The 17,862-nt window shown below is 62.2% G+C and carries 17 protein-coding genes; 9 read left to right on the top strand and 8 right to left on the bottom strand.

Features of this window, described 5'->3' with window-relative positions:
- Nucleotides 1–127: 127 nt before the first annotated feature.
- On the top strand, nt 128–535 hold the full coding sequence (locus ATC04_RS19205) for a cytochrome P450 (RefSeq protein WP_152666888.1): 408 nt from the start codon (nt 128–130) through the stop codon (nt 533–535).
- 76 nt (nt 536–611) lie between these two features.
- On the top strand, nt 612–1,676 hold the full coding sequence (locus ATC04_RS03665; RefSeq protein WP_047120080.1) for a hypothetical protein: 1,065 nt from the start codon (nt 612–614) through the stop codon (nt 1,674–1,676).
- 86 nt (nt 1,677–1,762) lie between these two features.
- On the opposite strand, the gene ATC04_RS03660 is transcribed toward ATC04_RS03665, so the two are convergent.
- Together ATC04_RS03660 and ATC04_RS03655 are read right to left on the bottom strand one after the other, a co-directional pair.
- Nucleotides 1,763–2,470: a GntR family transcriptional regulator gene (locus ATC04_RS03660; protein ID WP_047120081.1), complete on the bottom strand. Its 708-nt coding sequence runs from the start codon at nt 2,468–2,470 to the stop codon at nt 1,763–1,765.
- Between the two features lie 28 nt (nt 2,471–2,498).
- A complete protein-coding gene (locus ATC04_RS03655) occupies nt 2,499–4,175 on the bottom strand; it encodes an L-lactate permease (RefSeq protein WP_047120082.1) in 1,677 nt (558 codons plus the stop codon).
- A 146-nt stretch (nt 4,176–4,321) separates the two neighbouring features.
- Here ATC04_RS03655 and ATC04_RS03650 point away from each other — a divergent pair, with 146 nt between their 5' ends.
- The 5 genes from ATC04_RS03650 to ATC04_RS03630 all read left to right on the top strand — a co-directional run bounded on the left by ATC04_RS03650 (nt 4,322) and on the right by ATC04_RS03630 (nt 9,026).
- Nucleotides 4,322–5,086 (top strand): (Fe-S)-binding protein, encoded by a 765-nt coding sequence (locus ATC04_RS03650; RefSeq protein ID WP_047120083.1) that lies wholly within the window; start codon nt 4,322–4,324, stop codon nt 5,084–5,086.
- Nucleotides 5,087–5,103: 17 nt separating this feature from the next.
- Nucleotides 5,104–6,555: a LutB/LldF family L-lactate oxidation iron-sulfur protein gene (locus ATC04_RS03645; RefSeq protein WP_047120918.1), complete on the top strand. Its 1,452-nt coding sequence runs from the start codon at nt 5,104–5,106 to the stop codon at nt 6,553–6,555.
- Complete coding sequence (locus ATC04_RS03640) at nt 6,552–7,184, top strand: lactate utilization protein C (RefSeq protein WP_047120084.1); 633 nt, start codon at nt 6,552–6,554, stop codon at nt 7,182–7,184. Before ATC04_RS03645 ends, ATC04_RS03640 begins: the two co-directional genes overlap by 4 nt.
- 144 nt (nt 7,185–7,328) lie before the next feature.
- The gene (locus ATC04_RS03635) at nt 7,329–8,498 is read left to right on the top strand and encodes an MFS transporter (RefSeq protein WP_231735895.1); all 1,170 of its coding nucleotides are present in this window, start codon (nt 7,329–7,331) and stop codon (nt 8,496–8,498) included.
- A 117-nt stretch (nt 8,499–8,615) separates the two neighbouring features.
- Nucleotides 8,616–9,026 (top strand): DUF4190 domain-containing protein, encoded by a 411-nt coding sequence (locus ATC04_RS03630; RefSeq protein ID WP_052772489.1) that lies wholly within the window; start codon nt 8,616–8,618, stop codon nt 9,024–9,026.
- A 120-nt stretch (nt 9,027–9,146) separates the two neighbouring features.
- On the opposite strand, the gene ATC04_RS03625 is transcribed toward ATC04_RS03630, so the two are convergent.
- The 5 genes from ATC04_RS03625 to ATC04_RS03605 all read right to left on the bottom strand — a co-directional run bounded on the left by ATC04_RS03625 (nt 9,147) and on the right by ATC04_RS03605 (nt 13,799).
- Entirely contained in the window at nt 9,147–9,704 is a 558-nt protein-coding gene (locus tag ATC04_RS03625) for a YceI family protein (RefSeq protein WP_047120086.1), read from the bottom strand.
- A gap of 496 nt (nt 9,705–10,200) precedes the next feature.
- Nucleotides 10,201–11,178, bottom strand: coding sequence for a glycine betaine ABC transporter substrate-binding protein (locus tag ATC04_RS03620; RefSeq protein ID WP_047120087.1), 978 nt, complete (start codon nt 11,176–11,178; stop codon nt 10,201–10,203).
- On the bottom strand, nt 11,175–11,903 hold the full coding sequence (locus ATC04_RS03615) for an ABC transporter permease (protein WP_047120088.1): 729 nt from the start codon (nt 11,901–11,903) through the stop codon (nt 11,175–11,177). Before ATC04_RS03615 ends, ATC04_RS03620 begins: the two co-directional genes overlap by 4 nt.
- The gene (locus ATC04_RS03610) at nt 11,900–13,102 is read right to left on the bottom strand and encodes an ABC transporter ATP-binding protein (RefSeq protein ID WP_047120920.1); all 1,203 of its coding nucleotides are present in this window, start codon (nt 13,100–13,102) and stop codon (nt 11,900–11,902) included. Before ATC04_RS03610 ends, ATC04_RS03615 begins: the two co-directional genes overlap by 4 nt.
- Nucleotides 13,103–13,157: 55 nt before the next feature.
- The gene (locus ATC04_RS03605; protein WP_047120089.1) at nt 13,158–13,799 is read right to left on the bottom strand and encodes an ABC transporter permease; all 642 of its coding nucleotides are present in this window, start codon (nt 13,797–13,799) and stop codon (nt 13,158–13,160) included.
- A gap of 214 nt (nt 13,800–14,013) precedes the next feature.
- Between ATC04_RS03605 and ATC04_RS03600 the strand changes: the two genes are divergently transcribed.
- Both ATC04_RS03600 and ATC04_RS03595 read left to right on the top strand, forming a co-directional pair.
- On the top strand, nt 14,014–14,874 hold the full coding sequence (locus ATC04_RS03600; RefSeq protein WP_047120090.1) for a fumarylacetoacetate hydrolase family protein: 861 nt from the start codon (nt 14,014–14,016) through the stop codon (nt 14,872–14,874).
- 423 nt (nt 14,875–15,297) lie between these two features.
- Nucleotides 15,298–16,806 carry a sodium:alanine symporter family protein gene (locus ATC04_RS03595; RefSeq protein WP_047120091.1) on the top strand — a complete coding sequence of 503 codons (1,509 nt, stop codon included), beginning with the start codon at nt 15,298–15,300 and terminating at the stop codon, nt 16,804–16,806.
- A 175-nt stretch (nt 16,807–16,981) separates the two neighbouring features.
- On the opposite strand, the gene ATC04_RS03590 is transcribed toward ATC04_RS03595, so the two are convergent.
- Nucleotides 16,982–17,827, bottom strand: coding sequence for a CoA ester lyase (locus ATC04_RS03590; RefSeq protein ID WP_047120092.1), 846 nt, complete (start codon nt 17,825–17,827; stop codon nt 16,982–16,984).
- Between the last annotated feature and the right edge of the window lie 35 nt (nt 17,828–17,862).

Raw genomic sequence — 17,862 nt, 5'->3', positions numbered from 1 at the left:
ATCTGACCACCTGTCTGATGAATGAGTGGGTCTACGACCGCAAGATGACCGATGAAGGAACTGGTCAGCCTGCTGAGCAATTGGACAGTAAGCGAACTAACCACAATTTCGACCAGACTCGGCATCCCTGCGAGTCTGCTTCACGCCTGGTCGATGCCGTTACCGACGGATACTGTGCTCCCCTGCACCGCTAGTTTCCGACCGGCTGGTCGCTATAAAGGATGTAGAGATTTCCAGGGTACGTATTCCTGCCGGCAAACGTGTGAGCACCATGGGGGCGTCGGCCAACCGCGACGAAAGCGCTTTCGGAGATCCCGACGACATCCTCCTCGACCGGCATCCGAGCCTGAACTCGCTTTACGGGGCAGGGATCCACAACTGCCCCGGTGCGCCCCTGGCACGGCTGGAACTGCGGGTATTGATCGAAGAACTGATCTTGCGCGTCCACCGGCTGGTGTCCATCGAGAACGATCCGCCGGTCCGCGCCCACTTCCCCGGCAGTGGATTCAGCAAGCTTCCGCTGATCATCTGGTAGTTGGTCGCCAATTTGTCGGAAGAACCGGATAGATTCTAGTCAACAATTAGCTCATCGCACCGGGGGTCCTGACCTAATGACCGACTACCGCTCTTTCGACCGCACACAACTGATTTCCCGCTACGGCCAGTTGACGTCACCCGAGCAGGCTTGGGCCTGCATGGATATGACTCGTCAGGAACTAATCGACATGATTCACCAGCATGAGCCATTCGAGGAACAGCCTAGGCCCCATTTCCCGCCAAACGCGCTGCTGAACCGCCAGCGCAACGAAATCGGTGCCGAGATGCCCTTCACGCTGGGATCCGAAAAGAAGTTGTACTTCTGCTGGGAGCCTGACGCGATCGGTGCCGCAGCCTACCTCGATGTGTCCAGGATGGATCAACGCGTCTGGAATATCGGGGAAGAAATTTCGGCAGGCACCATGGTACTTACCGTCCTTGCCACGACGCCGCCGTTGGTTATGGCATTGGAAACTGTGAATTCATTAGAAGGGCGAACCTATGATGTCCGCCGTGAGGCAACATTCGCCCAGCCGATTTCGTTGCTGGACCTCGAACAGCTGTGCGATTCCGGGCTGCCTCGTTCCTCGCAGGCGCTCAATCCCCAGCTCGCGGAGCGCGTTCTCAAAGCGTTGACCGGGCTCGTTGAAAATCCGCGCCCGTTGTACCTCGATGCGGGAGCCTGCAGGGTCGATAGCGAGTCGGAAGCTACAGCCACGGTGCATGCCTTGGCCCTCGCGCAGCGACATGATTCAGAAACCGACTACTGCGACGGCTGCCAGACTAATATCAAGGGCAGGAGTACGGTTCACTTCTTCCGCGATCGTCATGTCGATCTGCATTGGGACATCCAGGACCATGTTGATGACGCAGCGTTGCTATGCGCCGATTGCCACCGGCTTATGCACGCACCCACGCTCAAGCATCTCCAGAGAATGCTCGTTGCCTGCCCGGGCTGCGGAGCCCGGAATCCGAAGGAATATTTCTGGGGTATGCCGGCCTTCCCGCCCGATGAAGAGGAATACGTCGTTGGCGGCTGCGCCATTCCGAACCCTCCGGTGCCGAGGTATTCCTGCCGCAACTGCGAACTGAGCTTCGGTGAGCATCCCCATTGGGTGTCGGAACCATTGGCCGACTGATTCCTAGTCTTGCCCAGTGACATCCAGACGCAAAAAGCCGAGGCCTTCAATCCATTCTTGGATCGAAGGCCTCGGCTTTGGTCTTGCTATCGGGTTTGCGAGTAGAACCAGTTGATGTGTTCTTCGAGCAGCTGGGCCGCGCGCTCGCGCTGGTCCGTGGCGAACGCGTGGTGGATCGCCTTGTGCTGGCGGCGCAGCGTGCGCACGATCGGCTGCCAGGACTCGTCATCCGGGATCGACGCGGCCACGTAGTCGCTGATCGAGTTGCGCAGCGACTCCATCATGGACTCGACCACCGCATTGCCTGCCGTGGAAGCCAGCAGCACGTGGAACTCCGCATCGATGCGGTGGAACTCGTCGCGCGAAAGCTGCGGGTCGTCCATGCGCATGATCAGCACGGCGGTGCGGTCCAGGACCTGCTGCGCGTACACGGTGTCCCGCGGGTGCATCTGCGCGGCCCAGGTTTCCAGCAGGATGCGTGATTCCACGATCTCACGCACATTGATCCCCTTGGCCGCCACGTGCAGTCGCAGCGCCTGGGAGATCCCGGCCGAAGGCTCGGAAATGATCACCGCGCCGGAGTTCGGGCCCGAACCGGTAGAGGTCCGCACGATCCCCATCACGTCGAGGATGCGGATCGCGTCGCGCACCGAAGCGCGGGAGATACCGTGCTGCTCGGCCAGCGCCCGCTCACCGGGGAGTTGGTCGCCCAATGTGAGGACTCCTGACCGCAGGTCGTTCTCAATTGCGGTGAGAACTACCTGGTAGGCACGTGGAGCTGGATTTACTGACATCAAGACCCAATTTTAGCCCGGATTCGGGCTACGGCAGCATCCAGGAGAGGACCGGGGTGGACTGCAGGTAAACCAGCACGCACAGCACCAGCAGCATGCCCACGGACCAGCCGGCGACCTTCTTCAGGATGACCGACTCTTGGCCTTCCATCTTCACCGCGGTGGCGGCGATGGCCAGGTTCTGCGGGGAGATCAGCTTGCCGACCACGCCGCCGGAGGTGTTGGCGGCGACCAGCAGGGTCGGGTCGATGCCGGCGTTCATGCCGGCGGTCTGCTGCAGCTTGGCGAACAGCGCGTTGGCCGAGGTGTCCGAACCGGTCACCGCGGTGCCGATCCAGCCCAGGATTGGCGACAGGAAGGCGAAGAACGCTCCGGTGCCGGCAAGCCAGGTGCCCACGGTGATGGTCTGGCCGGACAGGTTCATCACGTAGGCCAGGCCCAGCACCGACAGGATGGTCAGCGCGGCGTAGCGCATGTTGTAGACGGTGTGCCAGACTTCGGCCATGCCGCGGCCGAAGGTCATCTTGTACTTGCCGCCGCCGTCGTTCATCGAGTAGACCAGCGCCACGATGGTGCCGGTGATCAGCAGCAGGGTGCCCGGGGAGGACAGCCAGGAGAAGTTGTAGATGGTGGAGGACACTGCCTCGCCGTTGGCGTTGACCACAGCTCCATGCAGTCCCGGCCAGCCGAACTTGATGTCGGTGCTGGCAAGCCATGCGGGAATGTCCACGCCCAGCTTCCAGAGCTTGGCCACGCCGAAGATCAGGATGACCAGCAGGTAGGGGAACAGCGCCATCCAGGTGTTGGAAGGGTTCAGCTTCTTGCCGTGCTCGATCGGCAGCGCGGCGGCCTCGGCGGTCAGGATGCGGCCGCGGGCCTCGTCGGCGCCCTTAGGGGTCCAGAAGCGAAGCAGGATCACGGCGGCGGCCAGGCCGACCAGCGAGGCGACGATGTCGGTCAGCTCGTAGGAGAAATAGGTGGCGCACAGCCACTGGGCCACGGCGAAGGAGAAACCGATGAACAAGGTGGCCGGCAGGGTCTGGCGCATGCCGCGCCAGCCGTCGATGACCAGAACCAGGATGGAAGGAACGAACAGTGCCAGGATTGGCGACTGGTGGCCCACCACGGCGCCGATCTCGGCTGACGGGATGCCGGTCAGCGCACCGGCGGTGGTGATCGGGATGGCCACGGCGCCGAAGGCGACCGGGGCGGTGTTGGCGATCAGCACGGCGCAGGCGGCGCGCAGCGGGGACAGGCCCAGGGCCAGCAGCATGGTGGCGGTGATGGCCACCGGTGCGCCGAACCCGGCCAGCGCTTCAAGCAGGCCGCCGAAGCAGAAGGCGATCAGCACTGCCTGGATGCGGACATCGCCGCCGCCAATTACGTCGAAGACGCGGCGCAGGTCGTCGAAGCGTCCTGAGACCACAGTGACCTGGTAGAGGAAGATCGCCATGACGACGATCCAGACGATCGGGAAGGCACCGAACACCATGCCCATGACGCCGGAGTTCAGCGCCATGCCCACCGGCATATGCCAACCGAAGATGGCAACCAGGATTGCGACGGCCAACGAGCCGAGACCCGCCACGTGGGCCTTCGTTTTAATAACCGCAAGGAGGATGAAAAATGTCAGCAATGGCACGAGAGCGACCAGAGCCGAGATGGCAACGCTGCCAGCTATGGGATCTGTTGTGGGGGTAAACACGGTGTGGGCGTCCTTACTTGTGATGGTCTGACCATACGTGGTCCGACCACCAAGTGTACGAGGTGAGAGCCATCACAACAAGTCTTGACTATCGAGAAAGTTCCGACGTAGTATGGTCAGACCACACTTCGAAAGAGATATTTAGTATGCGGATCGCTCTCTTTGCCACATGCATCGTCGATGCCATGTACCCCGAAACAGCCAAGTCCACGGTGAAAATCCTGGAACGCTTGGGTCATGAGGTCATTTTCCCCAAGGCGCAGGCCTGCTGTGGGCAAATGCACATGAATTCCGGATACATGCCCGAAGCCCTGCCGGTGGTTGAAAACCATATCAATGCCTTTGACACCGACGACTACGACGTTGCCGTGGCCCCTTCCGGCTCCTGCGTCGCCTCGGTCAAGCACCAGCACCCCTACCTCGCCGAGCGCTTGGGCAAGCCGGAGCTGAAGGAACGCGCAGTGGCCGTTGGCAAGCGCACCTACGAGCTCTCGCAGCTGCTGGTCGACGTCCTGGGAATCACCGATGCCGCGAAGCAGCTGGGCAGCTACTTCCCCGAGACCATCACCTACCACCCGTCCTGCCACGGCATGCGCTCGCTGCAGCTCGGCGACCGCCAGCTCGACCTGCTCAAGACCGTCGGCGGCATCACCGTGAACGAGCTTCCGGAGGCCGACCAGTGCTGCGGCTTCGGCGGCACCTTCTCGATCAAGAACGCCGACGTTTCCTCCGCCATGCTCGAGGACAAGGTGAAGAACATCTGCTCCACCGGCGCTTCGGCCTGCTCGGGCGGCGACGCTTCCTGCCTGATGCACATCGGCGGCGGCCTGTCCCGTACCGGCGCTAAGCCAAAGACCCTGCACCTGGCCGACATCCTGGCCAGCACCATGGAAGAGACGGTGAAACTGTGAGCCAGGTATTCCTCGGCATGCCGGCCCCGGGACAGGGCAACCTGTTCGAGCAGGAGCCGTTCCCCCAGGCCGCGCACCGCGAACTGGGCAACACCCAGATGCGCAAGAACCTGCGCCACGCGACGCACACCATCCGCGACAAGCGCCTGCGCGTGGTCGGCGAACTGCCCGACTGGGAGCAGCTGCGCGATGCCGGCAGCGCCATCAAGAACTCCTCGATGATCAATCTTGAAGAGCGCCTGCTGGAATTCGAGAAGAACTTCACCGCCCGCGGCGGCGTGGTCCACTGGGCCCGCGACGCGGATGGGGCGAACAAGATCGTCACCGACCTGATCAAGGACACCGGCTCCACCGAGGTCGTCAAGGTCAAGTCCATGGCGACGCAGGAAATCGGCCTGAACGAGCACCTGGAAACCCAGGGCATCGAAGCCTTCGAGACCGACCTGGCCGAGCTGATCGTCCAGCTGGGCCACGACAAGCCGAGCCACATCCTGGTCCCGGCCATCCACAAGAACCGCACCGAGGTGCGCGACATCTTCCTGAAGGAGATGCCGGTCGTGGATCCCGACCTGACCGACGAGCCGGCCCGGCTCGCGGAGGCCGCCCGCAAGCACCTGCGCAAGAAGTTCCTGGCCGCCAAGGTCGCCATCTCCGGCGCGAACTTCGCGCTGGCTGACACCGGAACCCTGGGCGTCGTGGAGTCTGAGGGCAACGGCCGCATGTGCCTGACCCTTCCCGAAACCCTGATCACCGTCATGGGCATCGAGAAGGTTCTCCCGAAGTGGGAGGACATCGAGGTGTTCATGCAGCTGCTGCCGCGCTCCTCCACCGGCGAGCGCATGAACCCGTACACCTCGCTGTGGACCGGCGTGAGCGAAGACGACGGACCGCAGAACGTGCACATCGTGCTGCTGGACAACGGCCGCTCCCGCGTGCTCGCGGACAAGTTCGGGCGCTCCGCGCTGAACTGCATCCGCTGTTCGGCCTGCATGAACGTCTGCCCGGTCTACGAGCGCACCGGCGGCCACGCCTACGGCTCGACCTACCCTGGTCCGATCGGCGCGATCCTCTCGCCGCTGATGACCGGCATCGAGGCCGAGGACAACGGCTCGCTGCCGTATGCCTCCTCGCTGTGCGGCGCCTGCTACGAAGCCTGCCCGGTGAAGATCAACATCCCGGAGATCCTGGTGCACCTGCGCGGGGACGACGTGGACGCGAACCGCGGCAAGCACAAGATCCCGACCCAGATGGACCTGCTCATGAAGGGCGGCTCCTGGGCGCTGGGCAAGGGCAAGAACATCGGCCTGCTGGAGAAGGCGCTGCCGCTGGGCCGTCTGGCCGCCGGCAAGAGCAAGAAGATCAAGAAGCTTCCGGGCATCGCCGCCGGCTGGACCCAGTCCCGCGACATCCCTGCCCCGCCAAACAAGTCCTTCCGCGACTGGTGGAGCGACGAGAAGGAATCCAAGTGAGCGCCAAAGAAGAAATCCTCGGACGCATCCGTTCGGCCCTGGCCGACGCCCCGGCCGCCGAAGACATCCCGCGCGAGTACCGCACCAGCTCGGAGATGAGCGAAGAGCAACTCATCGAGATGCTCGTCGACCGCTTGGTCGACTACAAGGCCGGCGTGGACGTCATCGACGCCGCGCAGATCCCCGCCCTCGTGGCCGCGAAGCTGGGCCAGGCATCCTCGGTGGTCTACCCGCATGGGCTGGACACCGGCTGGCTGTCCGCGCTGCCGCAGGGCATCGCCCGGCGCATCGACGAGCCGGGCGCCCGGCTGAGTGTCGCCGAGCTGGACGAGACCAGCGCGGTGGTGACCTCCTCGGCGGTGTCCATCGCCGAATCCGGCACCATCATCCTTGACGGCGAGCCGGACCAGGGCCGCCGCGCGATTTCGCTGGTTCCCGATCACCACGTGTGCATCGTGCCGGTCTCCACGATCGTGCAGCTGCTGCCCGAGGCCATGCCCCGCCTGACCGTGACCCGGCCGTTGACGTGGATTTCCGGCCCGTCGGCCACCAGCGACATCGAGCTCGAACGCGTCGAGGGCGTGCACGGCCCGCGTGTGCTGGACGTTTTGCTGGTGCGCGGTCTGTAGCCGAATCGTACAAGGCCATCGCAGCCGGTTCCCACTCCTAACCTCCAGGGAACCGGCTGCGAATTTTTATGCCCGCGGGCTATCTGTTTTGATTGACGAGAAGCTTTTCGCGGCACCAAGCGCAGCACGATGGAGGACCGGCACGTGGGCACCAAGGACACACAGCGGGCGGCCCCGCGCGGACTGCCTGACGCCGCCCTGCGGTTCATCGGCTTCCTGTCCTTCTTCGACCGCTACGGCACCGCACCGATGCTGCTCATGCTGTCGGCCGGAACCGAGCTCTCCTTCGCCCAGGCCGTTGAGCTGATTGCCGCCTATGCCTTGCTCTACGCGGTGGGCCAGCCCTTCTGGGGATTGGTCAGCGACAAGTTCGGCAGGCTCACGGTACTGCGCTGCTCGCTGGTCGGCGCCGCGCTCGGCTCCATTGCCAGCGTGCTATTCACCGCCTACCTGCCGTTGCTGCTGGCCCGGTCCTTCACCGGCCTGATGTTCGGGGCCATGTATCCCACGCTGCTGACCCTGCTCGGCGATACGCGCAAGGGCATTGAACGTGCCCGTGGCCTGTCGGACCTGCAGATCTATTCGTCCCTGGGCACCACGCTGGCGACCCTGGCCGCGGGACTGCTGGCCGCCTATCTCGATTGGCGGGTGGTCTTCATCCTTCCCGCACTGGGCGCGGTTGCCGCGCTTGTGTCGCTGCGCGGGGTGCAGGAGCCGGCCCGCGCACACGCCACGATGAAGCTCGTGGCCGCAGTGCGGCCGACCAACCTGTTGCTTTACGCGATAGTTTTCGTTGAAGGCGCGCTGCTAATGGGGTTGCTGACCTATATTGTTCCCGCCTTGCAGCAGTCAGGGGTAGGCGTCGGGCTCTCCGGTCTGCTCGGCTGCGGCTTCGCGCTGGGCGTGATCCTCGGGGCCCGACTGATGCGGCGGCTGGTGGCCCGGTTCTCGCGCACCTGGCTAATCGGTATCGGCGGGGCGGTGCTGTTCCTGAGCTTCGTTCCCTCAGCATTCATCCCCTCCCCCGCCTCCTTCACTTTCGCCGGGTTTTTCCTCGGTGCGGCGAACGCGATCATGCATTCATCCATGCAGGGCTGGGCCACCGACATTGCCCCTGAGGCTCGTGCGACAACCGTCTCGCTGTTCGTGTTCTCCCTGTTTTTCGGAGCCTCCACAATGACCTACCTGACCGCGGATCTTGCGGCCGCTGCCGGCTACGCGCAGATTTTCGGCTATGGGCTTTGGCTCGGGATCGCACTGGCAATTATCGCCACGCTGGCGCATGCCAGGTGGAGGGCCGCGAATCCCGCCTAGCTGTGCGTGATGAACTTCTCCGGCTCGTGGCGTCTTTCCCCGCGTCTGTACGGTGCATCCGCGAAATTTCTTGGTTCAATAGACTTATCAATCGCTTTGAGGAAAGGCAACGGCCAGATGACCACGCCAAATAACGAACCCAACAATCCCTATTCTTCGGGCGGCAACCAGAACTGGTCGCAGCCGAATTCCGCGTACCAGCCGCCGCAGTACCAAGGCCAGAACCAGCAGCAGTTCGGCAACCAGCCGGGATACGGCTATCCCATGGTGCATCCGGAAGGTGCGCAGCTGGCCCAGACCTCCATGATCCTGGGCATCATTTCCCTGTTCGTCGTGGGGATCGTCCTCGGCCCTATCGCAATTGTTAAGGCGAACAGGGCGGAGCGCGAATTCAACACTTCAGCCACCGTCGGCAAGGTCACCGGGTGGATTGGCACCATCTTTGGAGCGCTGGGGTTCTTGTACATAATCTTCATAATTCTCGCGGTCTTCGTATCCTTCCCCGTCGCCGGAGGTTTCGACTACTGATCTCATTCGGCCCGCGCAACCCGATCTAACGACAAAACCTCCGACCCACGCAGTGCGTGATTCGGAGGTTTTGCCGGTATCGGCCCTGTACCGCCTTCCCCAAGGCGGCAGTCGGGAAAACTATTCTGCGGTCGGCAGGACGAACGAGGCGTCGATCTCGATCTTGACCTTGTCGCTGACCAGTACGCCGCCGGCTTCCAGAGCGGCATTCCAGGTGATGCCGAATTCCTTGCGGGAGATGGTGGTCGAGGCAGAGAAGCCTACGCGGGTGGCGCCGAAGGCATCCACAGCCTGGCCGCCCAGTTCGGTTTCCAGCTCAACCTGCTTGGTGACGCCGCGGATGGTCAGGTCGCCGATGAGCACGAACTCGTCTGCGTCGCCCTTGGTTCCGGTCGACTTGAAGGTCATGGTCGGGAACTGCTCGGCATCGAAGAAGTCGGCACTCTTCAAGTGGGCGTCTCGATTGGCATCCTTGGTGGAAACCGAAGCGATCTGGACGGTGGCCTCCACCGAGGAATCAGCCAGGCTCTCGCCGATGGTCAGGGTTGCATCGAATTCGGTGAAGCTGCCGCGGACCTTGGAGATGCCTGCGTGGCGAACCGAGAAGCCCACCTCGGAGTGCGAGGCGTCCAGGTTCCAGGTACCTGCGGTCAATGGCGAAGTTGCTGCTGCAGTCATGATCAATTCCTTCCGTCAGCACCTACTGGATTAGTTGATGCTTCAATTTGTTTTGCTGATATCAGTATTGCACCAATCAAGTTGAACCGTCAACCACTTATCGGTGAAATGTTGTCAAACTTCGACACGCAAACCATAAAAAACGCTGTTGACTAGTCCATTCATTTTTCAAACTTTTTTGCCAGCCATGTTGCGCCAAACAGGATTCATGGACAGGCGGGTCGCGTGAGTATCGAGACCCAGGAAACCCGTTATCGCGGAACAGGAAGATGAACTCGCTGCCGACCTGGAAGAAATCTGGCAGGAGGGGTCCACCACCACGGCCGCGAGCACCGAAGCCGCAGACGAGGTTGATGGACAACTTGAAACCCGAAACCAAGTCTGAACCCTCGTTGCGGTGGCCTTGGACGCTATCAATGATTAATACACAAGAGGTGTGTTCAGGGAACGTGCTGTTCCCGGAACACACCTCCGGTGCGTTGGATGGCGCCCAGCCCTATGGCTTGGTCACCAGCCCTTGGTCGACCATCCATTCGAAGGCGACATCCGAAGGTTCGCGTCCAACGACGTCCACCTGGTAGTTCATATCCATGAGAGCTTCATCAGTCAGCAGCGGAGCGATCTGCTCCATGATGTCCATTGCCTGCGGGAACTCGCGGATGAAATCACCGTTGAACGCCGGAGCGGCGTTATAGCTCGGGAAGTACTTCAGGTCGTCTTCCAGCACCGTCAGATCCAGCGCCTTGATGCGGCCGTCGGTCGTGAAGACTTCGCCGAAGTTGCAGGCCCCGTCGGCTGTGGCCTGGTAGATCGCACCGACATCGTACAGGCCGATGTTGTCTTCAGAGACGCCCTTGCCGCGGTCGATGTCATAATGCTTGAGCATCGGGGTCAAGCCGTCGCGGCGGGAGTTGAACTCGGGGTCAACGCAGAAGCTCAGTTCCTTCTTGTCCAGCTCTTTGAGCTGCGACAATTTGGTGATGCCCAGACGGTCCGCAGTCTCACGGTTCATGGCCATCGCATAGGTGTTGTTCAGCGGTGCCGGGTTTCCCCATACGATATTGTTCGCCACGTCCTCATCATGCACGGCCTGCCACTGCTTCTGCTCACCGGCAACCGGTTCTTCGTGACCGAGATAGGTCAGCCAGGCGGTGCCGGTATATTCCCAGAGCGCGCTGGCATCGCCGGAGAGCAGCAACTGGCGTGCGGGCTGCGAGCCGGGCACGTTGGTCAGGTCGGTGACGTTGAACCCTGCGACTTCCAGAGCAATCACGGTGATCTTGCCAAGCAGCAGCTGCTCGGTGAAGGACTTCGAGGTCACGGTGGCCTTGGCATCCTCCGGAAGGTCCGGGATGGGCTGGATGCTTCCCGGCGCCGATTCCGGCACAGTGCCGGTGGAAGGGCTCAGTCCGCAACCGGTCAGGCCGATCAACGCGGCGAAGGACAAAGCGATGAGTTTCGATGTTCTTTTCATGAAAGTCCCTTCGGTCGTGCCAGCTGTTCAACCAGGCGACCTATCCAGTCGACGGTCAAAGCCAGCAGCGCCACCAGCAGCGAGCCGGCAATCAGCACGACGTTCAGGTTCAGGTTCACGCCAGTGGTGATCAAGATGCCCAGGCCGCCGCCGTTGATGAACGTCGCCAGCGTCGCGGTGCCCACGAGAAGCACCAAGGCGGTGCGGATTCCGGACAGCATCACGGGTACGGCCAGCGGCAGCTCGACCTTGAACAAGACGGCCAGCTGGCTCATGCCGATGCCGCGTCCGGCTTCCACCAGCCGCTGGTCGACCTGTTGCAGGCCAACGATGGTATTGGACAGCACCGGCAGGATGGCGTAGATCACCAGCGAGATCACGGCGGTTTTCGGACCGAATCCCAGCCAGAAGGCCAGCAGGACGATCACGCCGATGGCCGGTGCGGCTTGGCCGAAGTTCGCTATGGCCCGGACGGCGGGAGCCGCCTTGCGCAGCGACGGGCGGGTGAGCAGGATCCCCAGCGGGATGGCAATCAGCAGCACGATCACGGTGGAAATCAGCGTGATCTGCAGATGCTCCTGCGTATATTTCCAGATCGTTGCCGGATCCAGGGTCTGGCGTTCGGTCTCGGTCAGGTCAGCGGTCACAAGCCAGATGACCAGCGCGGCGAATGCCGCGCCGATCGCCACCAGCTGATAAATCAGCCCCTTGGTCTCTTTGCTCATGCCGGCTCCCCACCGCGCTCCGCGGGCTCGACCTCGATATCCACCACGTTGATGGCGCCGGAATTCAAGCCCACCGGAGCTTCGTGGTGATCGTCGGACGCGGAATTCGCCGCGGCGATCGCCTCCATCACCGTCTGCACCGTAATGATGCCCTTGAAGACATCGCGGCGGCCGGTCACCAGGGCGTATTCGGCACTGGCCACCAACATGGTGTCCAGTGCGTCGTTCAGCGTGGCCTGCTCGCCAACCACCGGAAGACCAGGGTCATAGGTGCCCTCGATGATCTCCATGCGGGAGAGCTGGCGGCGGCCAAGTTGGCGCAGCGGACGGCCCCTGGAGTCGAGCACCACGGCCAGTTTCCGCCCTGCGCCCTGCAGCTGCGAGAGCACATCCGAGGCCCGCTTGCCCGGGGTGGTGGTAATTGCATCCACCAGATCCACCTCGTTCACACGGGTCAACGTGAGCTGCTTCAGCCCTGCGCCGGAGCCGATGAAGTTCTCCACGAATTCGCTGGCCGGGTTGGCCAGGATGCGTTCAGGAGAATCGTACTGCTCCAGCTGCGCGCCCTCGTTGAAGATGGCGATCCAGTCCCCCAGCTTCACCGCTTCGTCGAAATCGTGGGTCACGCAGACAATGGTCTTCTGCACCTCGGACTGGATGTTCAGCAGCTCGTCCTGCAGGCGTTGGCGGGTGATCGGGTCCACCGCGCCGAAGGGCTCGTCCATGAGCAGCACCGGAGGATCGGCGGCCAGCGCGCGGGCCACGCCCACGCGCTGCTGCTGCCCGCCGGAGAGCTCCTTGGGGAAGCGGTCGCGGTACAGCTCGGGATCCAGCGAGACCAGTTCGAGCAGCTCGTCGACGCGGGCTGCGATCTTCGCCTTGTCCCAGCCGAGCATCTTGGGAACCATGGCAATGTTGGCCGCCACGGTCATATGCGGGAACAGGCCGCCGGCCTGGATCACGTAGCCGATGCGGCGGCGCAGCTCGTCGCCGTTCATCGTGGTGACGTCTTCGCCGTTGATGACGATCTGCCCGCTGGTCGGCTCGATCAGGCGGTTGATCATCTTCAGCGTCGTGGTCTTGCCGCAACCCGAAGGGCCGACGAACATGACGATGGATCCCGCCGGGATCTCAAGGGTCAGGCCACCCACGGCGGACTTCTTCTGCCCGGGGTAGGTCTTGGTTACTTCTTCGAGCATGATGGAAGCGCCGGAGACGGTGTGCTCCGAGACGCCGGATGCGGAATTTTTTGAATCAGACACGGATACCTCGCGGGGTAGTCAGTCGGCCGATGCCGAGCAAGATCAGGTCAAGAATGAGTGCCAGGATGACGACGCCGACTACTCCGACGACCACCGACTCAAGCGCATTGGCGCCGCCAAGCCGGGAGAGTCCGGAGAAGATGAATCCGCCGAGTCCAGGGCCCAAGGCGTATGAAACGACCGCGGCCACACCCATCACCATCTGGGCTGAGATGCGCACGCCGGTGAGGATGACCGGCCAGGCGATGGGGATTTCAACGGATACGAGCGTCTTGAGCCGGCTCATGCCAATCCCGCGAGCGGATTCGAGGATGGTCGGCTCAATATTGTTCAGGCCCACGATCGCATTGCGCAGGATGGGCAGGGCGGCAAAGAATGTCACCACGATAACGGCGGGCGTCACGCCGAAGCCGAAAGGCACGATCAACAGACCGATGAGCGCAAAGGATGGAACGGTCAGGCCGACGGCACTGACTCCGTTGGCAATTCCCGCTAATGCTTTGTTCCGATACACCAGAACGGCGATCAAAACCGCGATGAACGTCGCCAGGATCAGGCACTGCGCGACCAGCGAGAAGTGCTGCCAGGAGGCGAAAAGTATTTGGCGAGATCGCTCGCCAATGAAATCTCCCACATTAAAACCTACTTCACTTTAGTTTCGTATTTAGCAGTGCAACCGAGTGCTGAGCCAGCCTCAGTTTCTTCCCACTTTAGTCCCGCTTTCAGGGCGAAACTAGTTGGGTTTCCCGTATACAGCATTTGACTAGGTTGTATTTATTGAGGAAGGTCTTGTTTCGAATGTCCGGATTACGGGTGCGCAGTCGCGGGAAATGTAGTTCGATAGGTATATGAAACTAGCTACCCTTCGCCTGGCCAGCGACCCCGGCCATACGACCGCAGCAGTCATCGAGGACGACCGGATTTACTACCTGGAAAATCTGGACACCGTGCAGCGCTTTCTGCGCCTGAACGATGCCACCCAGCAGGAAGTTCTGGCCCGCGCCTTGGTCGGCGATTCGATCGCCGAGGGTGAAGCCGACTACGCACCGGTCATCCCGAATCCCAGCAAGGTGTACTGCATCGGGCTCAACTACAAGGCGCACGCAGCGGAGGTTGGCAAGGAGCTGCCGGAGTACCCTTCGGTGTTCGCGAAGTTCGCTTCCACGCTGTGCGGCGCAAACGACGACATCGAAGTTCCACCGGAGGACCACCGCCTGGACTACGAAGCCGAGCTGGCCATCATCATCGGCAAGCCCGGGCGACGCATCGCCGCCGAGCAGGCAGAAGAGCATATCGCGGGATACGCGGTCAGCAGCGACGTGTCGCTGCGCGGCTACCAAGGACGCACCTCCGAATGGCTGCAGGGCAAGGTCTGGGACAGAACCACTCCGTTGGGCCCCTGGCTCGTGACCCCAGACGAGCTCAAGCCCGACGCGCGCATCACCAGCGTCGTGAACGGCGAGACCGTCCAGGACAGCACCATTGACGACTTGATCTTCTCCGCGGCGGAACTTGTTGCCTATCTGTCGGTCATGAACGAGCTGCAGCCTGGCGACGTCATCCTCACCGGCACCCCCGCGGGTGTTGCCCTGGGCCGGCGCAACGAGCACAACCGCCACCCCTGGCTCAAGGCCGGCGATGTCCTGGAAACCAGCATCGAGGGGCTTGGCACCTCCCGGGTGACCTTCAAGGCGGCCACCCCGGAATAGCGCGCTCCACGGACGATTCCGCTCCCGCATTCATCACGTCGAATGCGGGAGCGGAGTTGTCCAGAGACGAGAATTTTCGACATAAACGTGCCAGTTATTGCCGTTCAGCGAAAATTCCCACGCCTCTGGCGCACGTTGCTGGATCGGAATTTTCTTCACTGGGATCTTATTTTTACCGCAGAAGAATCCGATCTCAGGCAGTTTTCGCCTGCTTGAATGTCGATAATTCGGCTGGATCCCTGCGAAATCCCATAGTCCAACCCGCGCATCCGACCCTCACCTGACAAGGCGGCACATCGGGGAACCCTGGCCAAGGTTACCGTTTGTGACATCCGTCTCAGCTTCCTATAAAGTGTGTCACAGCAAGCAATCCGTCTACATCAACGGACTGCATACTCTTCACTCGCACGAAGGAACTTTTCTATGGATGCCTTGGCCACCACACTTGGTGACATCTCCTCGGTAATTTGGGGACCGTTTGTCCTCATCCCGCTTTTGCTGGGTACCGGTTTATACCTGACCATCCGCCTGGGCGGCCTGCAGCTAGTCAAGCTTGGGGCCTCCCTGCGCTTGGGATTGCTCAAGCGCAAGGACGCGGGAGCCGAAGGCGACATCTCGCAGTTCCAGGCCCTGACCACGGCGCTGGCCGCAACCGTCGGCACCGGCAACATCGTTGGTGTTGCCACCGCCATCGGCATTGGCGGCCCCGGCGCCCTGTTCTGGATGTGGGTCACCGGCCTGCTGGGCATGGCCTCGAAATACTCCGAAGCATTCCTCGGCGTCCGCTACCGCGGCACCGACGCTGCCGGCGAAAAGTCCGGTGGTCCGCAGTACTATCTTGAACGCGGCATCAAGGGCCCGTTCGGCAAGTTCCTGGCTTTGTTCTTCGCCATTGCGGCAACTCTTGCCTGCTTCGGCATCGGCAACATGACCCAGGGCAACTCGATTTCCGCCAACATGGAAAACTCCTTCAACGTGGCTCCGTGGGTCACCGGCCTGGTCCTGACTGTGCTGGCCATGGCCGTGCTGGTCGGCGGCATCAAGTCCATCGGCAAGGTCACCGCCGGCTTCGTCCCGGTCATGATCATCTTCTACGTTGCCGCAGCGCTGTACATCCTGATCGTCAACGTCGGTGGAATTCCCGCCGCTTTCGCGCAGATCTTCACCGATGCTTTCACCGGCACCTCGGCAGTCGGCGGCTTCGCCGGTTCGGCCATCATCATCGCCGTGCAGTTCGGTGTGGCCCGCGGTATCTTCTCGAACGAGTCGGGCATGGGTTCGGCAGCTATCGCAGCAGCGGCTGCGCAGACCACCCACCCGGTACGCCAGGGCTTGGTCTCCATGACCCAGACCTTCATCGATACCATCATCGTGGTCACCTGCACCGGCCTGGTCATCATCACTACCGGGGTGTGGAACATGACCGATCCGGAAACCGGGGAGCAGATCTCCGCAGCACTGATGACCGGCCAGGCATTCAGCTACGGCTTGCCGGGCCAGTGGGGCCACTGGATCGTGACCCTCGGCCTCGTCATGTTCGCCTTCTCGACCATCCTCGGCTGGTCCTACTACGGTGAGCGCAATATCGAACGCCTCATCGGCCGCCGCGCCGTCATGCCGTTCCGCGTGGTCTTCTCGCTGATCGTGTTCGTCGGCTGCACCACCGAGCTGACCGCGGTATGGAACTTCTCCGACATGATGAATGGCCTGATGGCTCTGCCGAACCTCATCGGCCTGTTGATCATGTCCGGACTCATCGCCCGCGAAACCAAGTGGTACCTCAAGAACGACCCGAAGCTGGAAGCCGACAAGGCCCAGATCGAGGACTTCATGGCAGGCCGCCCAGGCTGGGCCGAGTGGAAGTCCGGCGATGTCGTGGGCTCGTCGCACAAGTACGGCGGCGACGTCCAGGAACCGGATCCAATCCGCTAATTCGAAACGCGGACTCCGTCCCTGCGCCCTCCCTGATTCACGGATCAGGGAGGGCGCTGTTTTATTCTCCGAAACGCAGTCCAACCCAGTCGGCGGCCCAGGCCACCAGCACACCAAAAAGCATCCCTCCCGGCGAGCCGCCGGGAGGGATGCAATGTTGCTGGGTATCAGATGCCTAGGCGTTCCACAGGCCGTAGGAATCGGCCAGATCGGCGATTTTCTGTGCTCGGGCCAGTCGTGGCAGGTAGGAACCGTCGCCCACCGAGGCGCCCGCCGCGTGGGCTTCGAGCAGCTCCATGGCCCAGGACAGCTCGTCCTCGCTCGGTGCAAGCCCTGCGTTGATGCCGTCCACGTGGTCGCGCGAAAGCGACAGCTTTCCGGTCATGCCCATCGATGCGGTCACCAGGGTCTCCTCGGTGACCTTGGCTCCGTCGGAGCCTGCAGGAGGCGGGCCGTCGATGGCGCCAGGCAGCTTGCCCACGCGGGATGCGACCACGAGCTTGCCGCGGGCGTAGGCCAGGGCCAGCGGGTCGTCGGAGACGCCGGTGTCCTTGCGGAAGTCGTTCACGCCGAAGGCCAGGCGGAAGGTGCCGGGAGCCGAGGCGATGGCAGTAGCATTCTCGATGCCGACTGCTGATTCGATCAGCGCCAGCACCGGGGTTCCGGCACGAAGGCGCATCGCGGTGTAGGTGACCTGTTCAGGTTTTTCGGTCATGGCCAGCATGACGCCGCGCAGGCCGGGAGTGGCCGACAGAGCTGCCAAGTCATCGGACCAGTAGTCGGTGTCGATGCCGTTGACACGCACCCAGGCGGTCATGCCGTTGGAAAGCGCGTGGACCACCTTGTCACGGGCTTCTGCCTTCTTGTCATCGGGCACCGCGGCTTCCATGTCGAAGATGACTGAGTCCGCTTCCGAGGCCAGGGCCGGGGCAAAATCTTCGTCCTTGGCCGCATTAACCAATAGCCAGGATCGGGACAACTTTGCCGGGAGAGCCGCTGCTCGACGATTTCGAAATGCCATGATCCAAGACTACTCATTGACCCGTCATCGGCACT

It is taken from the genome of Arthrobacter sp. YC-RL1 (assembly GCF_001454985.1).
In the GTDB taxonomy this organism is placed as follows: Bacteria; Actinomycetota; Actinomycetes; order Actinomycetales; family Micrococcaceae; genus Glutamicibacter; species Glutamicibacter soli.
The sequence above is the reverse complement of the archived record's forward strand: the minus strand, read 5'-3'. Positions and strand labels throughout refer to the sequence as shown.